Below are 24,595 nucleotides of genomic sequence, written 5' to 3'. Positions count from 1 at the left end.
ATCCGATTGCAGATTCTTCAATCTTTTGGTCTTGCCCTACGGCTTATCCTGGCCGCAGAACTGCCGCTAACCCTGCTCCACGCCATCGGCACAAAGGGGCTTCAGGGCATATTGTGCATGTCATGACCCTGCTCCCTTTGCGCGTCGGGTACAGCTTGAATATCAGTTGCGCTGGACTGCGCGGCATCGGCGCTATGACGATTATCATGCTGTAGCCGGGCCTTGTTTTCGCGACTATCAAGGCCCGCGCCGCCCATCCTGTCGATGTGCATCATTTCACTCATGCACATCTGGCCGGGGCGAACGCACATATTGAGCACGGCTTCGAAAAGTCCGCTTTCAACGGCACCGAAGTAACGAACCGGCTCCCTGATGCTCGGCTTTTCGAGCTTCAGATAAGTATCCCTGTTCAGGGCGGTTCCATTCTGCTTCACCTGGCTTATCCAGTTGTCGAAACCCGAGGCGTCAAGCCCGTGAAACTGGAAGCGCATATGCGAAAAGCCTTCGCCGCTATAGTTGGATGAAAATCCTTCATATTCACCGGCCTTGTTGATGACCGCATGAAGCCGCGTCTGCATTCCCGGCATGGCATAAATCATGCCTGCAAGTGCCGGAATATAGAAGGAATTCATAACCGACGAGGCCGTGATCTTGAAGTCGATGGGCGTATCTACCGGTGCCGCCATCTCGTTGACAGTGGCGATACCGTAATCCGGATAAAAGAACAGCCATTTCCAGTCGAGCGCTACAACTTCGACCGTCAGGGGTTTGGTTCCGGCCTCGACCGGCCGCGTGCCATCAATGCGATCCAATGCCCGGTAAGGGTCGAGTTTATGTGTGTTCACCCAGGTGATCGCGCCCAATGCGATGATAATCATCAGAGGAGCGGTCCATATGACCACTTCCAGCGCTGTCGAATGATGCCATTCGGGATCATATCTGGCGGCGTTGTTTGACTGCCTGTACCGCCAAGCGAAGAAAAGCGTCAGGAAGATAACCGGCACGATAATGATCAGCATCAGGATCGTCGATACGACGATGAGGTCTCTCTGCTGCGCTGCAATGTCACCAGATGGCGACATCACGACCATATTGCAGCCAGCCAGCCCCGGCAGAAGAACCACGGCTGGGATCGCTTTTCGCGTGAAACTGAAGAATGCGTTCATGTCTAACCCGACCTACATTCTGTTCCTTCATCATGATAAGGCACAATCGCATTTCGGGAAGACCCATTTTTCAGTTTATGAAAATTGTTCAGTCCAACAGACTACGAGACAACTATATCTGCTTTTTTTTTGACCTGTTCCTTGATAACTTGTCGTTGTGCGACATCATAAAGCACATGATACATTTCCCTCGGAGAGTTTCATGAGTTCGTCCGCAACACCGACATCATCAGGTCTCGAACAGGACGCACGACGCATCCATAGCGACGGAAAGCCTTTGTCGCCGGGAAATGTCGCCATCGGCGTTGTCATCGGGCGAACCTCCGAGTTTTTCGATTTTTTTGTCTACGGGCTTGGTTCCATTCTGGTTTTTCCCAAGCTGATTTTCCCGTTCGCCCCTGATCCGGTAACGGCAACCTTGATGTCGTTCGCGGTTTTTTCGCTGGCATTCATTGCGCGACCTGTGGGTTCGTTCGTCTTCATGTGGATTGATCGCCATTACGGGCGAGGAACAAAACTCACGCTTGCTCTGGTTATTCTGGGCGGCTCAACGGCTTCTATCGCCTTTCTGCCGGGGTTCGAGACGATCGGATATTGGGCTGTGTTTTTGCTCGCCCTGTTCAGACTGGGCCAGGGCTTCGCGCTCGGCGGCGCATGGGATGGTCTGGCTTCCCTTCTGAGCTTGAGTGCGCCGGTGGGCAAGCGTGGCTGGTATGCGATGATCCCGCAATTGGGGGCGCCCATCGGCTTCGCACTGGCAAGCATTCTTTTTGCCTATTTCGTACATAATCTCAGCGAAGCGGATTTTCTTGCATGGGGTTGGCGCTATCCATTTTTCGTAGCCTTCGCGATTAACGTCGTCGCGCTGTTTGCGCGCCTCCGCATCGTTGCGAGCAGCGAGTTCGGCGCAGCAATGGATGCGCAGGAACTTCAGCCGCGACCCGTTTTTGAAATGCTGAGCAAGCATAGTATCGATGTGGTTCTGGGAGCCTTTGTGCCACTGGCAAGCTTTGCGATGTTCCACCTCGTAACGATCTTTCCGCTTAGCTGGGTTGTTCTCTCGGGCGCCCAGCCCGCTGAACGCTTCCTCTGGGTTCAAGTGGCGGGTGCTGCGGTCGGTCTGATCGGTATCATCCTGTCCGGATTTGTTGCTGATCGCATCGGGCGACGTAACGAATTGATGATCGGCGCGATAATTATCGCTCTCTTCAGCTTTTCCGCGCCTTTCCTTCTCGATGCGGGCAGCGCGGGGCAGGATGCCTATATTCTGATAGGCTTTGGTGTTCTGGGGCTGACATTCGGTCAATCGTCCGGCGCGGTGTCTTCCCGTTTCACGCAATATTATCGCTATACCGGCGCGGCTCTGACGTCAGACCTCGCCTGGCTTGTGGGTGCAGCTTTCGCCCCGCTCGTGGCACTCGGCCTCGCCAGCAGCCTCGGAATAATTTTCATCGGCGGATATCTTATATCCGGAGCAATCTGCACGCTGGCAGCACTCAGCCTGTCGCGAGTGCTGGACCAGAACTAGGGTCTCCCGAAAGTGGGAACCGGTTTCGGGGATAAAGACATGCTTGAAAACAATGAGATAGAGCTTTTCGAATGATCCAGTCAGATCGAAACGCGCTTTAAAGCCTCCCCGCTTCAATAATACGTTCGAGGAATTTTCGGGTACGTTCTTCCCGGGGATTTCCGAATATCTGCTCGGGCGGTCCCTCCTCATGAACCTTGCCTGCGTAAAGGAAGCATATCTTGCTCGCAACTTCCCGCGCAAAGCCCATCTCGTGGGTGGCGAGCAGCATCGTCATGCCTTCTGCCGCGAGATCGCGGACGATATTCAGCACTTCCGACACGAGTTCGGGATCAAGCGCAGACGTGATTTCATCCAGAAGCAAAACCGAAGGGCTCATCGCCAGTGCGCGAACGATTGCAACGCGCTGTTGCTGGCCTCCGGACAACTGGTCGGGATAGGCCGTCGCCCTATGTTCCAGACCGATGCGCGTCAGCAGTGACAAGGCACGGGCTTCCGCATCCTCACGCTTCTGCCCGAGCACTTTCATCGGCGCCAGCATGACATTCTCGACCACGCTCATATGCGGGAAAAGATTGTAGCTCTGGAACACGATGCCGACATCACGCCGGAGCGCATTGACGTCGACACCGGGACCCGACATGCGGTCACCATGGATACAGATTTCACCACCCTGAATTTGTTCCAGCCCGTTCAGACAACGCAGCAAGGTGGATTTGCCGCAGCCGGAAGGACCGATCAGGCAGACCACCTGATGTTCGTCCACACTGAGGTTCAACCCGTCGAGAATTTTGACCGGGCCGTAGGACTTCGTTACATCACGGATTTCTATCATCGCCATCGTTCATATTCTCCGGAAGGGCTACGATTGCGTACGCCGCTGTTCACGCTCAAGCAGACGATCGACGAAGCGAGCCTGCGGGATCGTTATCAGGATGAACAGCAGAGCCACGGTCGTTACAGGCGAAAGATTGAAGTTGTTCGCACCGATAATACGCGCCTGATTAAACGCATCGATCGAGCCGATGACATTGACGAGAGCCGTATCCTTTTGAAGGCCGATAAAATCGTTGAGTAGCGGCGGTATGATACGCCGAACCGCCTGCGGCACGACGACGTAACGCAGTGTCTGGAAATACGACAAACCAAGAGAACGCGCGGCGGCAACCTGACTGCGATGGATACTCTCGATCCCGGCCCTGTATACTTCGGCGACATAAGCGCCATAGGTCAGCGTCAGGGCGATGATCGCGTAGGATTCCGGTGAAAGATCTTTCAGATAAGGCAAACCCGTCAGGGGAATGCCGAAGCCGATGAGGTAGATATTGATGATCGCAGGCAAGCCACGAAACATATCGGTATAAACCGTTGCGATCAGACGGACGGGGCGTCCGGCTTCGCCAGGCATCAAACGCGCGATTGCAACGATAAGGCCCCAGATCAGAACCAGAATCTCTGCAATGACGAAGATGTAGACATTCACCCAGAATGCCTTCAGCACCAGCCAGAAGGAGCTTGCGATCAGCGGTATTTGCAGAAATGTACGGCTGACGGCGAGATCGTTCACCAACAGGAACTGAATACCCGTCAGCAAGAGCACCGTTACCGCGCCATATCCCAGCGTCGAATATGCGGAATCGCGTGCCGTAGCTGTCGCCGCACGCGCAGAAATCAAATCATTTGTCGCAAGCGCTTGCCGAGCCGCCGTAGACAATCGCCAGGATTGCATTGCGGGCTTCAGCAACAATAGCGTCGCCAAACCGCACAAGAGCAGCAGGCCTGCCGTGATGATGCCGCCCATTCCAAGTTCCGTCAGGGCCGCATTGATGTCGCGCAGGGTTTTCCAGCTGGCGATTACAACGACCAGCGCAACGACAAGGGCTGTGACGGCCCAGTTCATGGTATCGCGCGGCGGCGCACTGGCGCTCCAACCGCGTTCGCTGTCGTAAAGACCAAGAGTCGGCTTGGCACCGGGCTGAGGGGTGTTGGCGGACATCGCGCGAGCCTCCCTTTCTATACGCCGCAATCTTGCCGCTTCTGTTGCAGGCAAGGACGAACGATCAATGGAACGGCTGCATCGGACCGCTGCATGCAGCGATCCGATGCGAAAACGCGATTATGGCTTCAGATAAGGAATCTTGGCCGGATCGGCGCCCCAGGCATCGGCCAGATATGTTTTCGACAATGCAGCGAAGGTGCCGTCCTTCTTCATGTCCTCGATCATCTTGTTGAAGACGGGCTCATTGGGAGACCCCTTCGGATAGAGGGCACCATAGGACTCACCGGTAGTATACTGATACGGCACTTCAACCATGCCATGCGAGTTCGACGCGACACCCAGCATGATCGACGTATCGTGAAGACCGGCATCAATCTGGTTAGCCATCAGGGCAGTCGATAGCGCGCCCGTATCGGCAAAGACCTTGACTTCCTTTGGCTTCAACTTCTGATCAACAAAGGACGCGCCGGTCGTACCCTGCATCACGCCGATGCGCAGATCCTTGACCGTCTCAGGCGTGTAATTTGTTCCCTTCTTGATTGCCACGCCGATATCTGAATCGAAATAGGGTGTAGAGAAATCAACCACCTTCTTGCGCTTGTCGGTGATGGACACTTCGGCCAGAGCGATATCGAAATCCTTGGTCTGCGCAGCCACCAGCGCATCGAAAGACACATTGACCACCTTCACCTTGTCGAGACCCGCGCGGTAAGCCATGTCGACAGCCATGCAGTATTCGTAGCCGTCTTTCATGGCATCAGGTGAATCGCCATTCCACCACGCTGGTGCAGGCAATGTAGTCTGCACCGTGAGCTGTCCCGGAACAACCGGCTTGATCGGGTCTGAACCCTTGGTGCCGGTGACCTCGCAATTGCCTATCTTCTCAGCCTGGGCAGACAAGCTCGCTCCCAGCAGCGCCGTCGAGACAATCAAGCACTTCGCGATAGAATGCGTCTTAAAACCAGTTTTCATTTTCCAGGTTCCCCTTATTATAATTATTAGAATGTTACGACATACAATAAAGGCGGATTTCCTTCCCAAAATGCGCAGTAACATTCTTGAAGTATTTGTGACTCAGACCATTCCAAAACACAAGCGCGCCTTAGACGATGTTTATGGCCCCCATCCTGCAAGGGGATGCAGGCCGTCGGCATAAAGTGGAATAAGTCATACCTCCGCGCTGCAAGTGAGGTAAGCCAGTTGGGAACTGCATTCTTCTTCCTGCACAATGCATACCTTATCTGCCCCGCCGGGCAGCCGAATGATTGCCCGTTAGAAACCGAAGCACTCCCGACCTGGATGCCCGAAGAGCCCGGCAGCAAAAATATTCTCATAATATATTGATTTTATTATTCTATTAAATAGCCTCAATCATTAGCCAACTACTGTATAGTGTCTTTCGTCGCGGCTCTTACTGATCTGTGCAGACTCGAATCATTGACTTTTTAAAATCGCGGCATTTAAACACCGGTCAAATTCCTGAAATGGGTCATTCCCAAGCGACCGTATTGAGCCGGTGCGCTGCGTTAGAAATCAAGAGTAAATCATGGCAAACGAAGATCTCGAAGCTCGTCATCTGGAGACTTTGGATCGAGACTTGGGCCGCTTCGTCAAGCTGGAAACGGCGGCGAGTTACGTCTCGCGTCCGCTTGTGGCGCCGGGCATCGCCCTTGTTTTCATCATACTTGCCGGACTTGGCGCTGCCATGCTGCTGGGCCAGACCAGTCAGACGCTTATCGTTGTGGCCGCAGCCGTTTTTGGCGCCTACATGGCTTTGAACATTGGCGCCAACGACGTAGCCAACAATATGGGACCAGCTGTCGGCGCCAATGCGCTGAGCATGGGTGGCGCGATTGCGATTGCCGCAGTGTTTGAAAGTGCTGGCGCGCTCATTGCCGGTGCTGATGTTGTATCGACGGTCGCAACCGGCATCATTGCGCCAGACACGCTTGCAACACCGATCATGTTCATCTGGGCAATGATGGCAGCGTTGCTTGCCTCTGCGCTTTGGGTCAACCTGGCAACATGGATCGGCGCTCCTGTTTCGACCACGCATGCGGTTGTCGGAGGTGTCGTGGGCGCAGGCATCGTCGCAGCTGGCTTCGGTGCGGTGAACTGGTCTCAAATGACGGCTATCGCAGCAAGCTGGGTCATTTCCCCTGTGCTGGGCGCGATCATAGCGGCTGGTTTTCTCTGGTTGATCAAAGCCCGTATTGTCTATCGTGCAGACAAGATTGCCGCTGCCCGCGTATGGGTGCCAATCCTTGTTGGTTTTATGGCGGGAACCTTTGCGACATATCTGATCATGAAGGGGCTGAAACAGTTGATCGATGTATCAATTGAGGTAGCCCTGATCTGTGGGGTGGCTGTCGGCGTCGGAAGTTGGTTGATTTTGATCCCGGTCATCCGCCGCCAGTCACACGGCCTTGAAAATCGCAACAAGTCACTCAAGGTCCTGTTCAGCATCCCTCTCGTTGTTTCGGCGGCATTGCTCAGCTTTGCCCATGGCGCAAATGATGTGGCAAATGCTGTCGGGCCGCTCGCGGCAATTGTCCAGACATCGCAGACCGGCGCGCTAAACGACGGTGTTGTGATTCCGCTCTGGGTTATGCTGATCGGCGCATGTGGCATTTCATTCGGCTTGTGCCTGTTTGGCCCCAAGCTCATTCGGATGGTTGGAAACCAGATCACCAAACTGAACCCGATGCGGGCTTATTGCGTGTCACTTTCCGCTGCGATCACCGTCATTCTGGCGAGCTGGCTGGGACTGCCGGTCAGTTCGACCCATATTGCCATTGGTGCAATCTTTGGCGTTGGGTTCTTCCGGGAATGGGACACAGAGCGTCGGTTGAAGAAAGCCCGCCAGGCCCTGCCACTGGAATCTATTCCGGTTGAGGAGCGTCGCCGTCGCAAGCTGGTCCGTCGCTCGCATGCACTGACGATTGCCGCCGCCTGGGTAGTTACCGTCCCGGCAGCAGCAATCCTCTCAGCCATTCTGTTTGCATTGTTGAACCAGATTCCTGTCGGAACTCCCTGATCCAGCGGCCAAGTCGCACTAAAACATACTTCGACCAGCCTAAGAGCCTGAATCAAAAAGCGGCAGGCCGTGGCGAAAATGGTGATTTTCGAGTATCGGAGCGCAATGTACTTAACGTACATGAGCACCGGAACGCAGGAAATTGCCATTTGCAGACCGGCATGGCGACTTTTGGAACAGGCTCTAAGCCCATAATTGCAAAAGCCCCGAGCCTGTAGCTCGGGGCTTTTGTCTATCTGTCATGTGAATATTGGCCTGCTTATATCAGCCTGCGGAAACGAAAGCCGACATGCTGGTAATCAGCAGCATTCCAACGGTTGCGCCTGCATCCTGAAGACCGATCGTCTTGTCCTGAAAGGCTGCGGCCTTGCCATGCTGGGCAACCATCGTTTTGGTCGCTTCAAGAGCATCTTCGGCAGCTTTGGCCGCGGCTGCAAGCGCATCTGTCAATGAAGCACCTGCTGCGGTTTGTGCCTCAAGCGTGACAGCAATCGGGTCCAGCACATCGAGCAGCGTCTTGTCACCAACCTTGGCCTTGCCGCGCTCGGCAATGCCATCGCGATAGGCGCGCCAGAAAGCGGCTATCTCTGGCGTGCCCAGCGCGTCGATACCGTCACAGGCCTTGCTTGCACGCAGGAAGCCGGTTGCGGTCAGCGTACCCATGGTTGATGGCGCGACGCGGGCCATGGTAGCACCAGCTGTGCGCAGAAGCTTGGCGATGCCTGCAGCTTCACCTTCCGCATGGGCAGCTTCTGAAGCTGCTGCAAAGGCCTTGCTCATGGTGATGCCCAGATCGCTATCGCCAACTTTGCCGTCCAGCGCGATAAGGAATTCGCGCTGCTCTGCAAAAAGCTGTTTCCAGCTGTCGAAGAGGTTGATCAGATCAGATGCTGTAATGACGTTCACGACAGCACCTCAACCCGCAAAATGCTTGAAGAATGGCGTGTTTGCGGAAGCGGCAACCAGTGGCTCCAGTTCTTCATCCAGATGCAGCACGGAAACTGATGCACCAGCCATTTCCATTGAAGTGGCAAACTCGCCGATCCAGACATGCTTGACCTTGACGCCACGCTCGTCAAAGAGCTGCGAAACCCGGCGGAACATGATGTAGAGTTCTTCAAGCGGCGTGCCGCCAAGACCGTTGACCAGCACGGCAACTTCATCGCCCTTGGCATAGGCCTGCTCGGCGAAAATGCGTTCCATCAGCTCGTCGATAACCGCATCTGCACTGGCAAGCTTCTTGCGGCTGATGCCCGGCTCGCCATGGATGCCCATGCCGATTTCCATTTCGTCTTCGCCAATCGAGAAGGTGGCGTGACCGATTTCCGGTACAACGCAGCTCGAGAGAGCGACGCCCATCGTGCGGGTGCGCAGGCGTGCCTTGTCGGCAAGACGCGTCACTTCATCAAGCGACAGGCCGTTGGCAGCGGCGGCACCGGCGGCCTTATAGACAAAGAAGATACCGGCGACGCCGCGACGCTTGTGTTCTTCACCGACAATGGAGGACGCCACATCATCATTGCCGACGACCTGCTTGACGGTGATGCCATCGAGATCGGCAAGTTCTGCAGCCATATCGAAATTGATGATGTCGCCGCTGTAATTGCCGTAAATGTAGAGAACACCAGCGCCCTGATCGATTGCCTTGGTGACCTGATACATCTGTTCCGAGCTCGGCGACTGGAACACGCCACCGACAGCCGCGCCGTCGATCATGCCTTCGCCGATATAGCCAAGGAACAGTGGCAGATGGCCGGAGCCGCCGCCCGTTGCAATGCCGACCTTGCCGGATTTGGTATTGGCTGTGACCATGCAACGCTTGTCGTTGTCGACAAAGGTAAGCTCGGGATGCGCCCGATAGATGCCTTCAAGCATCTCATCCACGAAATTGACGGGATCGTTCAGGAATTTCTTCATGATTTCCTCTTGAGAGTATCGGGTTATTTCTTGCGTTGGCGGGTGACGAAGAAGGCGGCAGCCAGCAGAATGAAGCAGCCCACGACGAGACGCTGCCACGTGCTGGGGATGCCCACGAGCACCAGAACACTGTTGATGACGGTGATGAGCAGCACACCGAGAAGAGTGCCGACGACGGTGCCGGTGCCGCCGGTGATGCGCGCACCACCGAGAACCACAGCCGCGATAACGCTGATTTCGGTTCCCACGAAGTCGAATGGGCTCGACTGGCGGTTGGCGCAGACATGGATGATACCGGCAAGCCCTGCCAGACCACCTGCATAGCCGAACAGGAAGATATGGATGGTGCGCAGATTATAGCCAAGACGGGCAGCAATCTGGCTGTTGCCCCCCATTGCGAAAATCGCACGGCCCATCAAGGTGCGGTTCAATATCCACCAGGTCAGGATTGCGGCCGCAGGCAGCACCAGAAAATAGAATGGCATGGTGATGGTGGCGCCGGTTGCCGATTCAAACTGGAACAGCGGAAGGCGGCCAAAAGCACCCATTGTCGGAGGCAGGGACATGATCCAGACCGTGCCGACAAAAGCCAGTAGGAAGCCGCGGAAGAGATATTGCGTGCCGATGGTGACGATCAGCGACGGTACATTGAGGTAATGCACCAAAAGACCGTTGAGAACACCAAGGAAAATACCGCCTGCAATCGCCATCAAAATGATGAAGATGATCGGTAGTTCCGGCATGTAGGACTGCACCAGAAGCGTCAGCGAATAGACTGTCGTGGCAGCAATCGCCGTAAAGGAAACATCGATGCCGCCAGCGGCGAGGATGATGAAGACGCCAAGCGCAAACAGGCCCATCACCACACTGGCGCGGCCAATATCGATCAGTGTCGAGGCTTGCAGGAATGCAGGGTTGATGATCGAAACAATCGTGCAGATTGCCACAAGCAGGAAGAAAGTGATCGATTCCGGGCGCCTGCGAATGAACTCACCCAACTTGAAGGATTGGACTCGACCTAAATCCTGTTGATACTGCGACGCACTCATTAGGCAACTTCCTTCTGCGACGACATCATGGCTTGATAGAGTTCATCTTCGGTGGCCTGTGCCGCATCGAATTCGGCAACGATGCTGCCTGCGTTCATGACAAGAATGCGGTCTGCATTCTGCAGAAGCTCCGGCAGATCATCGCTGACGATGATGAGACCCATGCCAGCTTCGGCCAGCGCCTGAATTGCGCGATAAATCGTGTCTTTCGATCCCACATCGACGCCAACAGTCGGACCATGCAGCACCAGAAGCTTGGGGCCGATGCTCAACCAGCGGCCGATCAAAACGCGCTGCTGATTGCCGCCCGAAAGCGCACCAACCGGCAGGTCGAGATTAGTGGTGTTCAACCGCATCTCTTTCATCAGTGAGGCGGCAATAGTCCGGCCCTCTTTTTGATCAACGATGCCAAGGCTGTTGCAGAGCTTTTTGAAGATCAGCGCGATCTCGTTTTCAAAGATCGACTTATCGAGGAACAAGCCTTCCGCAAGCCGGTCTTCCGGCACATAGCCTATGCCGCGCTCAATGGCTTCCGCAGGACTTTTGACCTCGGTTACAGTCCCTTCGAGGCGGATTGAGCCGGAATGGGCAGGCTCAACGCCGGTGATTGCCATGGCAAGCTCGTTACGGCCCGAATCCGCAAGACCGGTAATGCCGAGGATTTCGCCTTTGCGTAAGCTAAAGCCGATGTCCTTGAAACCAGACGCCGACAGCTTATCGAGTTTCAGCAGTTCTGCTTCACCTGGTTGGCCTGTGCGGTAGCGCTCGGCGTCGATTTCCCTGCCGATCATCAGCTCGGAAAGCTGCTTCTTGGTATAGTTTTCGATTGGACCCTGTGCCACGCACTGGCCATCGCGGAAGACAACCGCATTACCACCGATGCGATAGCATTCATCGAGCTTGTGGGTCACGAAAAGCACGGCGACGCGCTCTGCGCGCAGACGCTCGACCACTTCAATCAGATTTTCCACTTCGCGACGGGTCAGCGATGTGGTCGGCTCGTCCATGATGACGAGCTTGGCATGCGTTGCAATGGCGCGCGAAATCGCGACGAGCTGGCGCATGGCAAGTGGCAGCTCGGAAACGATCGTGTTCAGGAAGGCTTTGTCGGTCGGCAGCCCAACCGTGCTCAAAGCTCGTTCTGCGGTCTCACGAAGCTGCGAAAACTTGACGCTGCGAAACAGTCGGCCATTGCCTTCAACGAGCTGCTCATTCAGCGCTACGTTTTCTGCAACGGTCAGATTGGGAATAAGCGACAGATCCTGATAAACGGTCTCGATACCGGCTGCCAGCGACTGGATCGGGTTCAGCGCTGTATAGGTTTTGCCATCCAGAATAATCTCGCCTTCGCTGGGTGCATGCGCGCCAGACATGATCTTGATGATGGTGCTCTTGCCGCAACCATTTTCACCCAACAGGTGATAGGCCTGGCCAAGATCGATTGTCAGATCGATGCCGCGCAGCGCGTGAACGCCGCCAAACCGCTTATGGATATTGCGCAGTTCGAGATAGCGATCCGGAGACCGGTCGTTGCTCGTCCCATTCGTCGTCTTAGTTGACACGTTGAATTCCTTTGTCGCCGCGCTGTTCGCAAAGGCGACCGCGCTGGCTGTAGGACCGGGTTGGCTGTAACTGCCGCCCGCTAATGTCTTGATTTTTGATGGTTCATTCGGTCCAGGCGCCCGGATGCAGCGGGGGCTGTATCCGGGCTTTTGACACCATTCGCATGCGGCTGAACGATGTCCGCATGCGATGGTCAGTCAGCCTGTCGTGGTGCTCTTAGAACAGGTGTTCCTTGTAGGTGGCCTTGTCAGCGAGAACCATGCCGTTGCCGATGACGAGGAGGCCCTCGCCTGCACCCTTCTTCACGCGAACGCTGTTGTAGCCTTCAACGCCAAGGTCGGTGCCGTCCTTCACTTCCTTCTTTTCAAGGAACATGCGAGCAAGCGCGTTCATGGCCATACCGGCCTTCTGCGGATCCCAGAAGCCGATTGCGGTGATTGCACCGGATTCCAGAAGATCAGCCGACGGATTTGGCAGACCGGTACCAACCAGGCAGACCTTACCGCTCAGGCCAGCTTCATCGATTGCACGGCCAACGCCGAGAACGTCGTTACCGGCAGAGGTCTGGAAGCCCTTCAGGTCAGGATGCTTGCGCAGGATTTCCTTGGCCTTTTCGTAGGTGCCGTTGGCATCGTCGAAGGATTCATTGTTCGGATCGACGAGCTGCATGTCGGCATACTTCTTGGCGTTTTCTTCCGCTGCGCCAACCCACTGCATATGCGTGCGGCTGCCGAGCGAGCCAACGAAAGTGGTCCACTTGCCGCTCTTGCCCATGCATTCTGCCAGACGTTCGTTGAGCGCCGTGCCGTAATCCGCATTATCGAAGGCTTCGACGTCGGCCATGGTATTGACCTGGTTGTCGGCCTCGTGGGTCACAACAACGATGCCGCGTTCCATGGCGCGCTTGAAGGTGCCTTCGAGAACAGCCGGGTCCATCGGAACGACGGCGAGAGCGTTTACGCCCTTGGCAACGAGGTCCTGAACGATCTGGAGCTGCTGCGCGGCGTCGGACGTCGCAGGGCCGCTCTGCGTTGCAACCACATCAGGATTTGCCTTCTGATAGGCTTCCACACCGGTATTCATACGGTCGAACCACGGAATACCACTGATCTTGACGACCGTTGCGATAACCGGCTTTTCCTGTGCGACGAGCGTGCCCGCGCTGCCTGCGACAACAGCCGCGCCAATGATCGTGCCAGCGAGCAGTTTTTTCGTTTTTGCCTTCATTATTTCCTCCACACTTACAATCCCCCAGTATCTATGCTCGGGTGCCTGAGGGGTGCGCACCGATGTTTCCCTTCTGGCGATTGCCAAGGGTAAAGAATCCCGCGATGTCGTATTTTCCGACCGCGAGGAAGGCGAGCAGCAGCAGGCCCCAGGCGAAGTCGCGGACAAAATTGGAAAGGCCGCCGAAGTTGAGCAGGCTGGACATGAGTTGCAGTGCAACAGCGCTCAGCACCACGCAGATCACGCGGCCATAGCCGCCTTCCGGCTTAACGCCCGCCATGACGGCGATGAGAATGGCAACCAGAAGATATGAGCTGCCATAGTCGAACTTCACGTTGACGTTGCGTGCAGCGATGATGATCCCTGCCATTCCTGCCAGCAGGCCGCTGGTTGCATAGGTGGCAACCAGAACGCCATTGCGCGGGAAGCCGGCAAAAACAGCGGCTTTCGGATTGGTTCCCATCAGCATCAGCCAGTAACCGTAGGGCGTGAAGCGCACGACCGCAGCGATAAGCGCCGCCATCGCGATGAAGATGAGGAAGCTGATCGGAACAGCCAGAAACATGTCGTTGCCGATGCGCGACAGAAGATCGGGGCTGCCGACCATGACCGCGCGTCCGCCGGAAACAACAACCGCAAGTCCCGTAAATGCCATCTGCGTGCCAAGCGTGCAGAGGATCGGGGTGATGTTGAAACGCGCAATCAGCACGCCGTTTATGATGCCGCCCGCGAGGCCGATCACCAGCGCCAGACCGATGAAGGCAAGGCTGAAGCCAAGCTGGTTTTCAGCGCTGGAGATGAACATCGAAACAATAACGGCGGAGAGCACACCCGCTAGATTGGCCAGCGCGATACCCGAAAGATCGATCCCGCCATTGCCAGCGCACATGGCCAGCATCACGCCGATTGCCAGAAGTCCGATTTCAGGCACCTGGCCTGCCATGGACTGCAGGTTGAACAGGGAAAGGAAAGACCCGCCCGAGATATACGCGCCGAGTGCGAGCAATCCGAGATTGATGACAACAAGCATAGCAAGCTGATTGCTTGGCTTCTGCATGGTCTCCTCCTACCATGTTTAGTAAACAAAACTGTTATTCACTAAATAAATGACGAGAAGCAATGCGACTGTCAAGCGCATTATCGGCAAATTTCCGTTGCCTGTGGATCGCTTTTACCTTAATCGGTTTAAAAATCGCTCATATTGTTTACTAAACATATGATTCATATCAGGATGTAAAATCGAACCTTTTGCCGTTGAAAAAGATGAAGCCTGTTCGTTCTTGATTTGAGAACCAAACCGGCAACATATTGAATCTGGTGCAATTTGCGGATTTGAAGTTCCTGAGGGCAAATGCCATACAAATGGCAGATGTTCTCGTTCCCGGAGCCTGCGTCCTTAACCGAATTCCTGTAATCGTGCGGAGCATATGAAAAAGAAAAAGTCTTTTACGATCAGAGACATCGCAGAGACTGCGGGCGTTTCTCCGGCAACGGTTTCTCTTGTGCTCAACGGCAAGGGCGAAATTTCGGGCGAAACGCGCGCGCGCGTCCTCGAAGCTGTTTCCAGACTGAATTATGTTCCGCGCGCATCAAAGACTGCGCCAAGCAGCGGAGAAACAATCCGCTTTCTGAAGATTGCCAAGCATGGTGAGACGGTCAATCGCGATCACAGTGTTTTTGTCTCGGACTATATTGACGGCATGTCCTCGGAAGCGACACGCCGGAACTATACGCTGGAAGTGGTGAGTTTCGACGGACAGCCGATCAGTGCGGTGGCGGAATCGCTGGCCGGCGCGCCGGTGCGCGGCGTGATCGCGCTTGGGACCGAGCTTTCGGCGGCAGATATCCATATGATACAGGGCCTTGGCCTGCCCACCGTCTTTATCGATACGTTTTATGAGGTCATTGAAGCCAATTTCGTCGACATGAACAATGAGGACGCCGTCTTCAAGGTTCTGTCGCGCTTCAAGCAGCTTGGCTTTTCGCGGATCGGTTTTGTCGCCAGCCATACGGAGACGACGAACTTCCGCCTTCGCCGCGATGCATTTTTCAAGAACATGCAGCGTCTGGACCTGAAGGTTCAGGAGCGTGACGTTCTCTCGGTAGAATCGACTTATGAAGGCGCCCATCGCGACACTTGCGCAATGCTGCATTCGGGGCTCGATCTCGCCGAGTGCTATTTCTGCACGAACGATATCATCGCCTATGGCTTCATCCGGGCACTGAAGGGCAAGGGACTTCGTATTCCTGACGATGTTTCGGTGATTGGCTTCGATAATCTGCCGCAAAGCGCCACCATGGAACCGGGTCTCACAACGGTTGACGTGTCCAAGCGGAAAATCGGAAATCTGGCAGTCACGGTGCTCGACGATTTAATCAACACCGCCGAACCGCAACCGCCGGTAAAGATTCTCGTTGGGGCAAACTTGATCCTGCGCGCAAGTGAAACTGCCCATACCCAGAAGACAGCCAAGAGCCGCGAATTCGGCTAGCGTCTGACCCGAGCACGCCGCTTCTCCAATGCTATGGTGAGTGAAGCCCGACCTGATTGTTTGGTCTTGTATTGCTCAGTTTAAGCCCTCTTCCCCGGCGAGTTTGGTAATCTTGCCGGGCGGTGTCAAAGGTTCAGGAACGGGCACGCCGGTCAGCAGCTGATCGGCGCCGGAATAGATGTCGCCCTGCACCTGTGCGGTCAGCCGCTCGGCATCGCGCATGCGAATATCGCGCAGCGTGTCCTCTGCGACCACCTCGTCCAGCCCAAGCTCGCAAAGCGCTTCCTTTCCGAACAGCAGTGCGGATTCGAATGTTTCGCGCAACTCGAAATCCACCCCCGCCTTCAACAGCTCGATGGAATGCGTGCGGTCATAGGAACGCACCATCAGCTTTGCTGCCGGGAAATGCGACTTGACCAGCTCGACGATACGATTGGCCGTCTTCCGGTCGTCCACGCACACCATGATGATTTCCGCCTCATCGGCACCCGAATGATGCAGGATGTCGAGCCGCGATCCATCGCCATAGAATATCTTGAAACCGAACCGCCCGGCTTCACGGATGCGATTGGGATCGGCTTCGATAATCGAAACATCCGATCTTTGTGCGAGCAGTAATTGCGACGCGATCTGCCCGAAGCGCCCGAAGCCGATCATCAGCACCCGGCCTTTGAGATTGTGCGCGGCTTCAATGCCTTCGAGAGACGGCGCTTCCTCGCGCAGAAGCCGGGAACCCAGAATAAGAACGAATGGCGTAACAGCCATCGACAGAATGATGACGGTTGAAAACAGCGCATTGTCGCGCGCCGAAATCAATCCGTTCCCAAATGCCGATGTATAGAGCACGAAGGCGAATTCTCCGCCCTGCGCAAAAAGCAGTGTCCGCTCGAGCGCCGATCGGTGGCTGGAACCGAAAATGCGGGCGACAGCATAGATACCGATTGCCTTTGTAATCACATAGGCAATGAGGAAGATGAGAACCGAGGGCCAGTCCGATGCGACCACGCCAAGATCGAGCGACATGCCCACAGCCAGAAAGAACAGCCCCATCAGGAGCCCTTTGAACGGCTCGATGTCACTTTCGATCTGATGCCTGTAGCTGGACCCGGACAGCATGACACCGGCCAGGAAAGCGCCCATCGCCATCGAAAGGCCACTCGCTTCCATCAGCAGAGCGGCGCCAAGCACGACAATCAGGGCGCCAGCCGTCAGGACTTCGCGCGCTCTCGCACGGGCCAGCAAGGAGAAGAAAGGATCGAGCAGCCAGCGCCCGACAACAATCAGCAGCAAAATCGCGCCCATGGCTGTCGCAATGCCCAGGATTCCACCGGATTCATGCTGAGAGGGGGAAAGGAAGGCGACGAGTGCCAGCAGCGGCACAATCATCAGATCTTCCAGCAGGAGGATGGATACAGCCTTCTGGCCGTCGGATGTGGCTATTTCTCCCCTCTCCTGCAACATCGACATGATGACGGCTGTGGAAGACAACACAAAACCGGAGCCGGCAATCAGAGCTGTTATCGGCGACAAGCCCAGAAGAACGCCCGCGCCGGTGAGAAGGGCAATGCAGCTTAGAACCTGCGCAAGACCCAGACCGAATATCTGCTGCCGCATCGTCCAGAGCTTGCCGGGGCGCATTTCAAGTCCGATGACGAACAGGAACATGACCACGCCAAGTTCGGAAAAATGCAGGATCGTTGCAGGGTCGGTGAAAAAGCCGAAAACCGACGGCCCGACCAGAGCACCGGCAGCGAAATATCCCAACACCGAACCGAGACCGAGCTTGCGAAACAGCGGCACCGCCACAACACCAGCCGCGAGCAGAACCACAGCAGGCCCCAGTGTTGGTCCAAGTCCTTCAGTCGCCATATGGTCTCCGTGTCGGGATCGGTTTGCTTTGATTTGCTAATATACTCAATCAATAAAAGCGGAACAATTAAAGCATTTCCAACAAAAGTGCGATGCGGCTTTGCGTGAGGATAATGCGACGAGACAAACATTTGGAGCGTCGATCTGGTTCAATCAGGTCGACGCTCCGACACTGTTCAGCCGCTCCTTGCATGCACTCAATTATAATTTGATTTGCAATTCAAACTATTTTATGCCTTAATCATCATATGATTTCAGACACTCCCCGTTCTCAATTCGGTATTCGCTTTTCACTGCTGGCGCGGCGCTGGCGGCGCGCACTCGACATCCGGCTTGCCGAAGCCGGACTGACCGATGCGACCTGGGTTCCCCTTGTCCATCTTCACCAGACCGGTGGCGGCGTAACGCAAAAGGAACTGGCCGCTCTGGTTGGAATAGACGGCTCCAGCCTCGTGCGTCTTCTCGACATTCTATGTCGTCAAGGTCTGGCCGAACGCCGCGTCGATGAAAGGGACAGCCGTGCGAGGCTGGTGCATCTGACGGCGCAAGGGGAAAAGCGGGTCGCCGAAATTCGTCAGGAACTGGCGAAGGGCGAGAAGGAAATGCTCGCCGATCTGTCGGACGATGACATTGCAACTATGCTTCGAAGCTTCGACAGCATTGAGCACCGGCTCTCGCAGATAAAATCCGACCGCGAGCAGGACTCTGAACAATGAGAGCGGACGGATTTCTTTCCGGGCGGCGTCATGCCGCCTATAACCTTTTGAAGCCGCAGCAGTTTCGGGAAAGCATCGCCCTTGCTGGCCAGCCTTCGCTTAGAAACTCGTCACTTGCCGGGCTTCAGGCTGCCGCCACGGTCGCTATCGCGCTTCCGCTGGTCAGCCTGTCCTCGTGGTCGCATCTGATCGGCTTTGCTTCGCTTGGCTCGCTTGTCGCATTGTTTGGCCGGTTTGCTCCGGAGGCAAAACGCGAATGGATCGTTTTCCTGTGTGCGATCTGCCAGACGCTCGCCGTGTTTTTCATGTCGCTCGCCGCATGGGCTGGCCTGCCCTTGCCCGGCCAGCTTTTGCTGTTGGCACTTTCTGCGGGCATATTCTCGTTCATAACCGTTACCGGAAAATTCGGACCGCCCGGCGCACTCATATTCATCTTTGCTGCCGGTGCCTCCATGGCGCCGGTTGGGTCGCTTTATGATGTCTTCGAGCGTACTGCCGCGACAGCAATTGTCTCGGCTCTCGCCTGCCTGATCTGCGCCCTGACCGAGAAGTTTCGTCATCAGGCATCGCCGGAAAAGCCGTTTCCGTCCGAGCCGTCACGCCCGACCGCTCACAGGCTTATTGCCGCCAGCCGGATTTCGCTTGGCGCAGCGACTGCCGCGCTGGCTGCCTATGCTCTTGGCGCAACACATCCAGCCTGGGCGGCCATGGGCGCTGTCGCCGTGATGCAGGGCGCGCATCTGCACATCAGCATGAACCGGGCCTTGCAGCGCATGGCGGGCACGCTTCTGGGCGCTTTGATTACATGGCTGGTACTTGCGCAAGGTCCCAGCCTCTGGTCCGTCATTGCAATTCTGGCTGGACTGCAATTCGCCACCGAGGTCATTATCGGCAGCAATTATGCACTGGGACAGATTCTGGTGACGCCGATGGCGCTTTTGATGACCTATCTGGCAACACCGGGAGTACCGCACGACGGCATGATTTCCGAACGTATCCTCGATACGTTTCTGGGTGCCGTTCTGGCGATCATCTTCGCAGTCATCTGCTCCAACCGCGATGACCGCATTTTCCTCGCAGAGCATCGGGCTCGGAATTAGAGCATGTCTCCCGAAGTTGGGAACCGGTTCCACTTTTTGGGATGTGCTCCAATCCGGCAAAAGAAAAAGGCGCCTTGCGGCGCCTTTTTACTAACTTACCAATCGGCCCAACCATATCAATATGCAAGCGCCGATAAAGCCCGCGATCAGATAGCCCAGCCAGCCGCCGAACGAAACACCGAGAAATCCGAAGATAAAACTCGCTACGGCTGCGCCGATAATACCGAGGATGACATTCATGAATATCCCGGTATTGCTGTTCATGAAATTGGAGGCAATCCAGCCGGCCAAACCGCCGATGATGATTGCCGCAATCCAGCCTATTCCTGCGCTTCCCATCGGGAACCCTCCTGATTACAATCCGGCGGGTACTTTGCCGCCATTATCCTTGAGTTTCTGGATCACCTGCTTGTGCAGCCAGACATTCATGGTCGCAGAATCGCCCGTGTCGCCGGTATAACCCAGCTCCTTGGCGAGCTCCTTGCGGTGTTCCAAGCTGCTGTCGAGGCCGAGAGCTTTCATAAGATCGACGATCGAAGTCTTCCAGTTGAGCTTCTGGCCGCTTTTGGCAACAGCAGCGTCCAGAATGGCGCCTACGTCGACAGCGCCCGCTGAGGCGGGTGCAGATGCAGATGGCGCCGGAGCGGCGGCAGTAGATGAAGCGGTCGGTGTCGGCGCAGGCTGTGCAGCCGTTTCCGTCCCAGGAGTTGCCGCTTGTGCCTCTCCCCAAATGGCGTTCTTAATCTTATCGAAAATCCCCATAATGAACTCCAATCGTTGAAAACCGATATGCCCCCAAACTCCCGATTTGTGACGACCGGAAACCTGGACACAGCAAATCATCCGGTGATTCCCGGACAAACGCTCGAACTAAATGAATCCAGAGCCATTTTGTTCCCGATAAAGATGCAGATTAGGAGTTTCTGCCAAACTGGGCGCGTCATTGCCGGGCACTCGGAGCCAGAAATCCGGGTACAAAGATAAGTTCGAACATCTCGACAGGGCATATCGTCAACCCGAAACATTCCCCTATCTTGTACTGCATCAGCCACGACCAAGGGGAGCTGTCGCGTGGAGAAGCAGCTTGTTACGTTCAATGCCGGTTCCTCAACTGTGAAGATCGGCGTGTTCGCTTATGACGGGCAGGACATCCGGAAACTATCGCGGGGTGAGATCGATCTGAACGGATCGCCTCTGACATTTCGGCTGCGCGGCGAGAACGGAAAGCTGGACATTGCCTTGGTATCCAAGGGCACCGACAATATTGTTAGCATTCTGGATGAGCTGTTCGCGAAATTGGCTGCGCAGATCAATCCCGCAAACATTCTTGCCGTCGGCCATCGCGTTGTCTTTGGTGGCGATCAGTTCGCCGGGCCAATATTATTAGACGGCAAACATATCGATGCCATCGACCGCTTGTCCATTTTCGCTCCGCTTCACCAGCCTAAAAGTGTGGCGTTGATAAAGGCGGTCCGAAAACTCTTTCCACACCTCGCCCAAACAGCTTCCTTCGACACTGCCTTTCATCAAACCATACCGGATAATTTCCGGCGCTTCGCAATTCCACGCGATCTCCACGAGCGCGGGATAAAGCGGTATGGCTTTCATGGCTTGTCCTACAAATCCATCGTCGCAAATTTTTCCCGACGGGAGCCCGAGCTTGCCCGCGGAAAGATCATTGCGGCTCATCTGGGAAGTGGGGCCAGCCTGTGCGCCATGGACGGTGGCAAAAGCGTCGACACCAGCATGAGCTTTTCAACGCTTGACGGCATTCCGATGGCGACCCGTTGCGGAGCCCTCGATCCGGGCGTTCTTCTTCATCTGTTGCAACAGGAAGACATGCGAGCCGATGAGCTTTCCGATCTGCTTTATCATCGTTCCGGCCTTCTCGGCCTGTCCGGATTGAGCGGCGATACGCGCGATCTGCTCAGCAGCAAGGACAACAGGGCTCGGGAAGCCCTCGACATCTTTACCGCGCGCATAGCCGGCGAAATCTGCCGACTTGCCGCGACGCTCGGCGGCCTCGATGCGCTTATCTTCACAGCAGGCATCGGTGAACACCAACCCGCAATCCGTGAAGCGGTCTGCGGGCGTCTCAGCTGGCTCGGCTTTGAAGTCGACGCAACCGCCAACGAAGACAACGCTTTCCGGATCACGAACCGATCCTGTCCGGCAGCAGCATTTGTGCTGGCCACGGACGAAGAACAGACCATCGCCTCCGAAACACTGGAAACCATTCAGAACGCCGCAGTCAGCTACGCGCGCCGTGACAGCGTAACAATCAGCGAAGGAGACAGAGCATGAACAACGAAAACGCCAAGGGCCCTTTGTCGCCACAGCAACTTGCGCTGATCGACCGTTACTGGAGAGCGGCGAACTATCTCTCCGTCGGGCAGATTTACCTGATGGAAAATCCCTTGCTGCGCAAACCGCTGAAGCCGGAACACATCAAGCCGAGATTGCTCGGCCATTGGGGCACGACGCCCGGCCTCAACTTCATCTATGCGCATCTCAATCGCATCATTCAAGAAAGAAACGCCAACGTGATCTACATATGCGGGCCGGGTCACGGCGGTCCCGGCATGGTGGCGAACACCTATCTTGAAGGATCCTATTCCGAGATTTACCCGCCCATCAGCGAGGATGAAGCGGGCATGCGCAAACTGTTTCGACAGTTTTCCTTTCCCGGCGGCATACCAAGCCATGTCGCGCCGGAAACGCCGGGCTCGATCCATGAAGGCGGCGAGCTTGGCTATGCGCTGGTCCACGCCTATGGTGCGGCTTTCGACAATCCCGATCTGGTGGTCGCTTGCGTGGTTGGCGACGGTGAAGCGGAAACGGGAACGCTGGCGACTTCGTGGCATTCCAACAAGTTTCTCAATCCTGCGCGCGACGGCGCCGTGCTGCCGATCCTTCATCTGAACGGCTATAAGATCGCAAACCCCACCGTCCTTGCCCGTCTTTCCGACGATGATCTGGCCAGCCTGTTCAAAGGCTACGGCTATGAACCATTCTTCGTCGAGGGCAGCGAACCGGAAGCCATGCATCAGAAAATGGCGACGACACTCGATACGATCTTCACGCAGATCGAAAAGATCAAGAAAAACGCCGACGTCAAATCGTCGGAACGTCCCCGCTGGCCAATGATCATCCTTCGCAGCCCGAAAGGCTGGACCGGCCCGAAGGAAGTCGACGGCCTCATCGTCGAGAATTACTGGCGCTCGCATCAGGTGCCGGTTGCCAACTGCCGCGAAAATGATGCGCACCGCAAAATTCTCGAAGACTGGATGAAAAGCTATGACCCAGAGGATCTATTTGACGAAAAAGGTGCATTGAAGCCTGAACTGCGCGCACTTGCACCGAAAGGCTCAGCGCGCATGGGCGCCAATCCGCATGCAAATGGCGGATTACTGCGCAAGGAATTGCATACACCCGACTTCCGCCAATACGCCGTCGATGTGACTGAACCGGGAGCGATTGACGCACAGTCCACCAAGATACTTGGCGAGTATCTGCGTGACATACTCAAGTTGAACGAGCCGGAGAAGAACTTTCGCGTTTTCGGCCCGGATGAAACCGCCTCGAACCGTCTCAGCGCTGTTTTCGAAGCCAGTGACCGGGTATGGATGGCCGAAACTCTCGACATAGACGACCATCTTTCGTCCGACGGGCGAGTTATGGAAGTATTGAGCGAGAATCTGTGTCAGGGCTGGCTTGAGGGTTATCTGCTGACCGGCAGACATGGATTTTTCTCCTGCTACGAAGCATTCATTCATATCGTAGATTCCATGTTCAACCAGCATGCGAAATGGCTGCAAGTCGCGCGCGAGCTGAAATGGCGAAAGCCCATCTCATCCCTCAACTATCTCCTGACTTCTCACGTATGGCGTCAGGATCACAACGGCTTTTCCCATCAGGACCCCGGCTTTGTCGACCTCGTCGCCAATAAGAGCGCCGATATCATCCGTGTCTATTTCCCGCCTGATGCCAATACATTGCTTTGGGTCGGTGATCATTGCCTGAAAACCTGGAACCGCATCAACGTTATTGTTGCGGGAAAACAGCCGGAACCCCAGTGGTTGTCGATGGACGAAGCCGTGGACCATTGCGAAGCCGGCCTCGGCATATGGGACTGGGCCGGAACCGAGGATGGTCTTGAACCCGACATCGTCATGGCCTGCGCTGGCGACGTTCCGACGATGGAAACGCTTGCCGCAGTCGATCTTCTGCGTCAATCGCTGCCGCACCTGCGTATCCGGGTAGTCAATGTCGTGGACCTGATGGTCCTCCAGTCACAGCAACATCACCCGCATGGTATTGCCGACGACCAATTCGACCGCATTTTCACAACCAACCGCCCGGTGATTTTCGCCTATCACGGCTATCCCTACCTCATTCACCGGCTTGTCTATAAGCGCACCAACCACCCCAATTTCCACGTACATGGCTTCACAGAGCAAGGCACGACGACAACGCCATTTGATATGACAGTTTTGAATGAACTGGACCGCTTTCATCTCGCAATCGGTGCAATAAAACGGCTGCCGCTCAGCAATGCTGCTGTTGCGCCCCTGATTGCCCGTTTCGAGGAGAAACTAGCGCTGCACAAAAACTACGTACGCGAACATGGTGAAGACATGCCGGAAATCCGCGATTGGAAATGGCCGTACGCAAGGAGCGGGCAGGCAGAATAATCGATCGTTGATCAATTCCCGCGCGGATATAGCGCTTGGATTTCGGATCAGGTTTGACCGTCCAAGCTTATAGTATTGACTCAAGCCAGTGCAGAGTAAGGGAATCCCCTTTTAAACGCCAAAACCCCGCAGTTTTTCTACGGGGTTTGAATGTTTGGTTGCGGGGGCAGGATTTGAACCTGCGGCCTTCAGGTTATGAGCCTGACGAGCTACCGGGCTGCTCCACCCCGCGTTATGG

20 protein-coding genes, 1 tRNA gene and 1 pseudogene are annotated in these 24,595 nt (G+C 55.6%); 7 read left to right on the top strand and 15 right to left on the bottom strand.

Translation table 11 applies throughout. The features are described 5' to 3' along the window. Positions 1-101: 101 nt before the first annotated feature. Complete coding sequence (gene cyoA / locus F9K94_RS23405; RefSeq protein ID WP_151648949.1) at positions 102-1,166, bottom strand: ubiquinol oxidase subunit II; 1,065 nt, start codon at positions 1,164-1,166, stop codon at positions 102-104. Positions 1,167-1,368: 202 nt separating this feature from the next. Here cyoA and F9K94_RS23400 point away from each other — a divergent pair, with 202 nt between their 5' ends. Beyond that, a complete protein-coding gene (locus tag F9K94_RS23400; protein WP_061345703.1) occupies positions 1,369-2,694 on the top strand; it encodes an MFS transporter in 1,326 nt (441 codons plus the stop codon). Between the two features lie 97 nt (positions 2,695-2,791). Here F9K94_RS23400 and F9K94_RS23395 read toward each other — a convergent pair whose 3' ends face one another. The 3 genes from F9K94_RS23395 to F9K94_RS23385 all read right to left on the bottom strand — a co-directional run bounded on the left by F9K94_RS23395 (position 2,792) and on the right by F9K94_RS23385 (position 5,665). Continuing rightward, positions 2,792-3,535, bottom strand: coding sequence for an amino acid ABC transporter ATP-binding protein (locus F9K94_RS23395; protein ID WP_061345702.1), 744 nt, complete (start codon positions 3,533-3,535; stop codon positions 2,792-2,794). Between the two features lie 21 nt (positions 3,536-3,556). Then, the gene (locus tag F9K94_RS23390) at positions 3,557-4,690 is read right to left on the bottom strand and encodes an amino acid ABC transporter permease (RefSeq protein ID WP_081104450.1); all 1,134 of its coding nucleotides are present in this window, start codon (positions 4,688-4,690) and stop codon (positions 3,557-3,559) included. 120 nt (positions 4,691-4,810) lie between these two features. Next, positions 4,811-5,665, bottom strand: a complete 855-nt coding sequence (locus F9K94_RS23385) for an ABC transporter substrate-binding protein (protein WP_196758293.1) — start codon at positions 5,663-5,665, stop codon at positions 4,811-4,813. Between the two features lie 574 nt (positions 5,666-6,239). Between F9K94_RS23385 and F9K94_RS23380 the strand changes: the two genes are divergently transcribed. Further along, positions 6,240-7,730: an inorganic phosphate transporter gene (locus F9K94_RS23380; RefSeq protein WP_151648947.1), complete on the top strand. Its 1,491-nt coding sequence runs from the start codon at positions 6,240-6,242 to the stop codon at positions 7,728-7,730. 38 nt (positions 7,731-7,768) lie between these two features. Here the strand turns inward: F9K94_RS23380 and F9K94_RS23375 are convergent. The 7 genes and pseudogenes from F9K94_RS23375 to F9K94_RS23345 form a co-directional block, all read right to left on the bottom strand. Then, positions 7,769-7,879, bottom strand: a pseudogene (locus F9K94_RS23375) (flagellar basal body P-ring protein FlgI); the annotation flags it as partial. 115 nt (positions 7,880-7,994) lie between these two features. Beyond that, positions 7,995-8,636 (bottom strand): dihydroxyacetone kinase family protein, encoded by a 642-nt coding sequence (locus F9K94_RS23370; RefSeq protein WP_151648945.1) that lies wholly within the window; start codon positions 8,634-8,636, stop codon positions 7,995-7,997. Positions 8,637-8,645: 9 nt separating this feature from the next. Beyond that, entirely contained in the window at positions 8,646-9,647 is a 1,002-nt protein-coding gene (locus F9K94_RS23365; RefSeq protein WP_061345698.1) for a dihydroxyacetone kinase subunit DhaK, read from the bottom strand. A gap of 23 nt (positions 9,648-9,670) precedes the next feature. Beyond that, a complete protein-coding gene (locus tag F9K94_RS23360; protein WP_151648943.1) occupies positions 9,671-10,696 on the bottom strand; it encodes an ABC transporter permease in 1,026 nt (341 codons plus the stop codon). Next, positions 10,696-12,258, bottom strand: coding sequence for a sugar ABC transporter ATP-binding protein (locus F9K94_RS23355; RefSeq protein WP_151648941.1), 1,563 nt, complete (start codon positions 12,256-12,258; stop codon positions 10,696-10,698). Before F9K94_RS23355 ends, F9K94_RS23360 begins: the two co-directional genes overlap by 1 nt. A gap of 217 nt (positions 12,259-12,475) precedes the next feature. Then, entirely contained in the window at positions 12,476-13,486 is a 1,011-nt protein-coding gene (locus tag F9K94_RS23350; RefSeq protein ID WP_151648939.1) for a substrate-binding domain-containing protein, read from the bottom strand. A gap of 31 nt (positions 13,487-13,517) precedes the next feature. After that, a complete protein-coding gene (locus F9K94_RS23345) occupies positions 13,518-14,543 on the bottom strand; it encodes an ABC transporter permease (protein ID WP_151648937.1) in 1,026 nt (341 codons plus the stop codon). A gap of 370 nt (positions 14,544-14,913) precedes the next feature. Here F9K94_RS23345 and F9K94_RS23340 point away from each other — a divergent pair, with 370 nt between their 5' ends. Then, positions 14,914-15,978 carry a LacI family DNA-binding transcriptional regulator gene (locus F9K94_RS23340; RefSeq protein ID WP_061345693.1) on the top strand — a complete coding sequence of 355 codons (1,065 nt, stop codon included), beginning with the start codon at positions 14,914-14,916 and terminating at the stop codon, positions 15,976-15,978. Positions 15,979-16,053: 75 nt separating this feature from the next. Here F9K94_RS23340 and F9K94_RS23335 read toward each other — a convergent pair whose 3' ends face one another. Beyond that, a complete protein-coding gene (locus F9K94_RS23335) occupies positions 16,054-17,847 on the bottom strand; it encodes a monovalent cation:proton antiporter-2 (CPA2) family protein (RefSeq protein ID WP_151648935.1) in 1,794 nt (597 codons plus the stop codon). A 248-nt stretch (positions 17,848-18,095) separates the two neighbouring features. On the opposite strand from F9K94_RS23335, the gene F9K94_RS23330 reads away from it, so the two are divergent. Both F9K94_RS23330 and F9K94_RS23325 read left to right on the top strand, forming a co-directional pair. Next, complete coding sequence (locus F9K94_RS23330; RefSeq protein WP_151648933.1) at positions 18,096-18,563, top strand: MarR family winged helix-turn-helix transcriptional regulator; 468 nt, start codon at positions 18,096-18,098, stop codon at positions 18,561-18,563. Continuing rightward, positions 18,560-19,663, top strand: coding sequence for an FUSC family protein (locus F9K94_RS23325; RefSeq protein ID WP_151648931.1), 1,104 nt, complete (start codon positions 18,560-18,562; stop codon positions 19,661-19,663). The genes F9K94_RS23330 and F9K94_RS23325 overlap by 4 nt, the downstream gene beginning before the upstream one ends. A gap of 90 nt (positions 19,664-19,753) precedes the next feature. Here the strand turns inward: F9K94_RS23325 and F9K94_RS23320 are convergent, their stop codons facing one another. Both F9K94_RS23320 and F9K94_RS23315 read right to left on the bottom strand, forming a co-directional pair. Then, positions 19,754-20,002 carry a GlsB/YeaQ/YmgE family stress response membrane protein gene (locus F9K94_RS23320; protein ID WP_010659353.1) on the bottom strand — a complete coding sequence of 83 codons (249 nt, stop codon included), beginning with the start codon at positions 20,000-20,002 and terminating at the stop codon, positions 19,754-19,756. A gap of 15 nt (positions 20,003-20,017) precedes the next feature. After that, entirely contained in the window at positions 20,018-20,425 is a 408-nt protein-coding gene (locus F9K94_RS23315; RefSeq protein WP_061345689.1) for a DUF3597 domain-containing protein, read from the bottom strand. A gap of 309 nt (positions 20,426-20,734) precedes the next feature. Here F9K94_RS23315 and F9K94_RS23310 point away from each other — a divergent pair, with 309 nt between their 5' ends. Both F9K94_RS23310 and F9K94_RS23305 read left to right on the top strand, forming a co-directional pair. Continuing rightward, entirely contained in the window at positions 20,735-21,967 is a 1,233-nt protein-coding gene (locus F9K94_RS23310) for an acetate/propionate family kinase (RefSeq protein ID WP_151648929.1), read from the top strand. After that, complete coding sequence (locus F9K94_RS23305) at positions 21,964-24,357, top strand: phosphoketolase family protein (protein WP_151648927.1); 2,394 nt, start codon at positions 21,964-21,966, stop codon at positions 24,355-24,357. Before F9K94_RS23310 ends, F9K94_RS23305 begins: the two co-directional genes overlap by 4 nt. A 155-nt stretch (positions 24,358-24,512) precedes the next feature. Here the strand turns inward: F9K94_RS23305 and F9K94_RS23300 are convergent. Further along, positions 24,513-24,589, bottom strand: a tRNA-Met gene (locus F9K94_RS23300). Between the last annotated feature and the right edge of the window lie 6 nt (positions 24,590-24,595).

The sequence above is a fragment of the Brucella tritici genome (genome assembly GCF_008932285.1).
In the GTDB taxonomy this organism is placed as follows: domain Bacteria; phylum Pseudomonadota; class Alphaproteobacteria; order Rhizobiales; family Rhizobiaceae; genus Brucella; species Brucella tritici.
The sequence above is the reverse complement of the archived record's forward strand: the minus strand, read 5'-3'. Positions and strand labels throughout refer to the sequence as shown.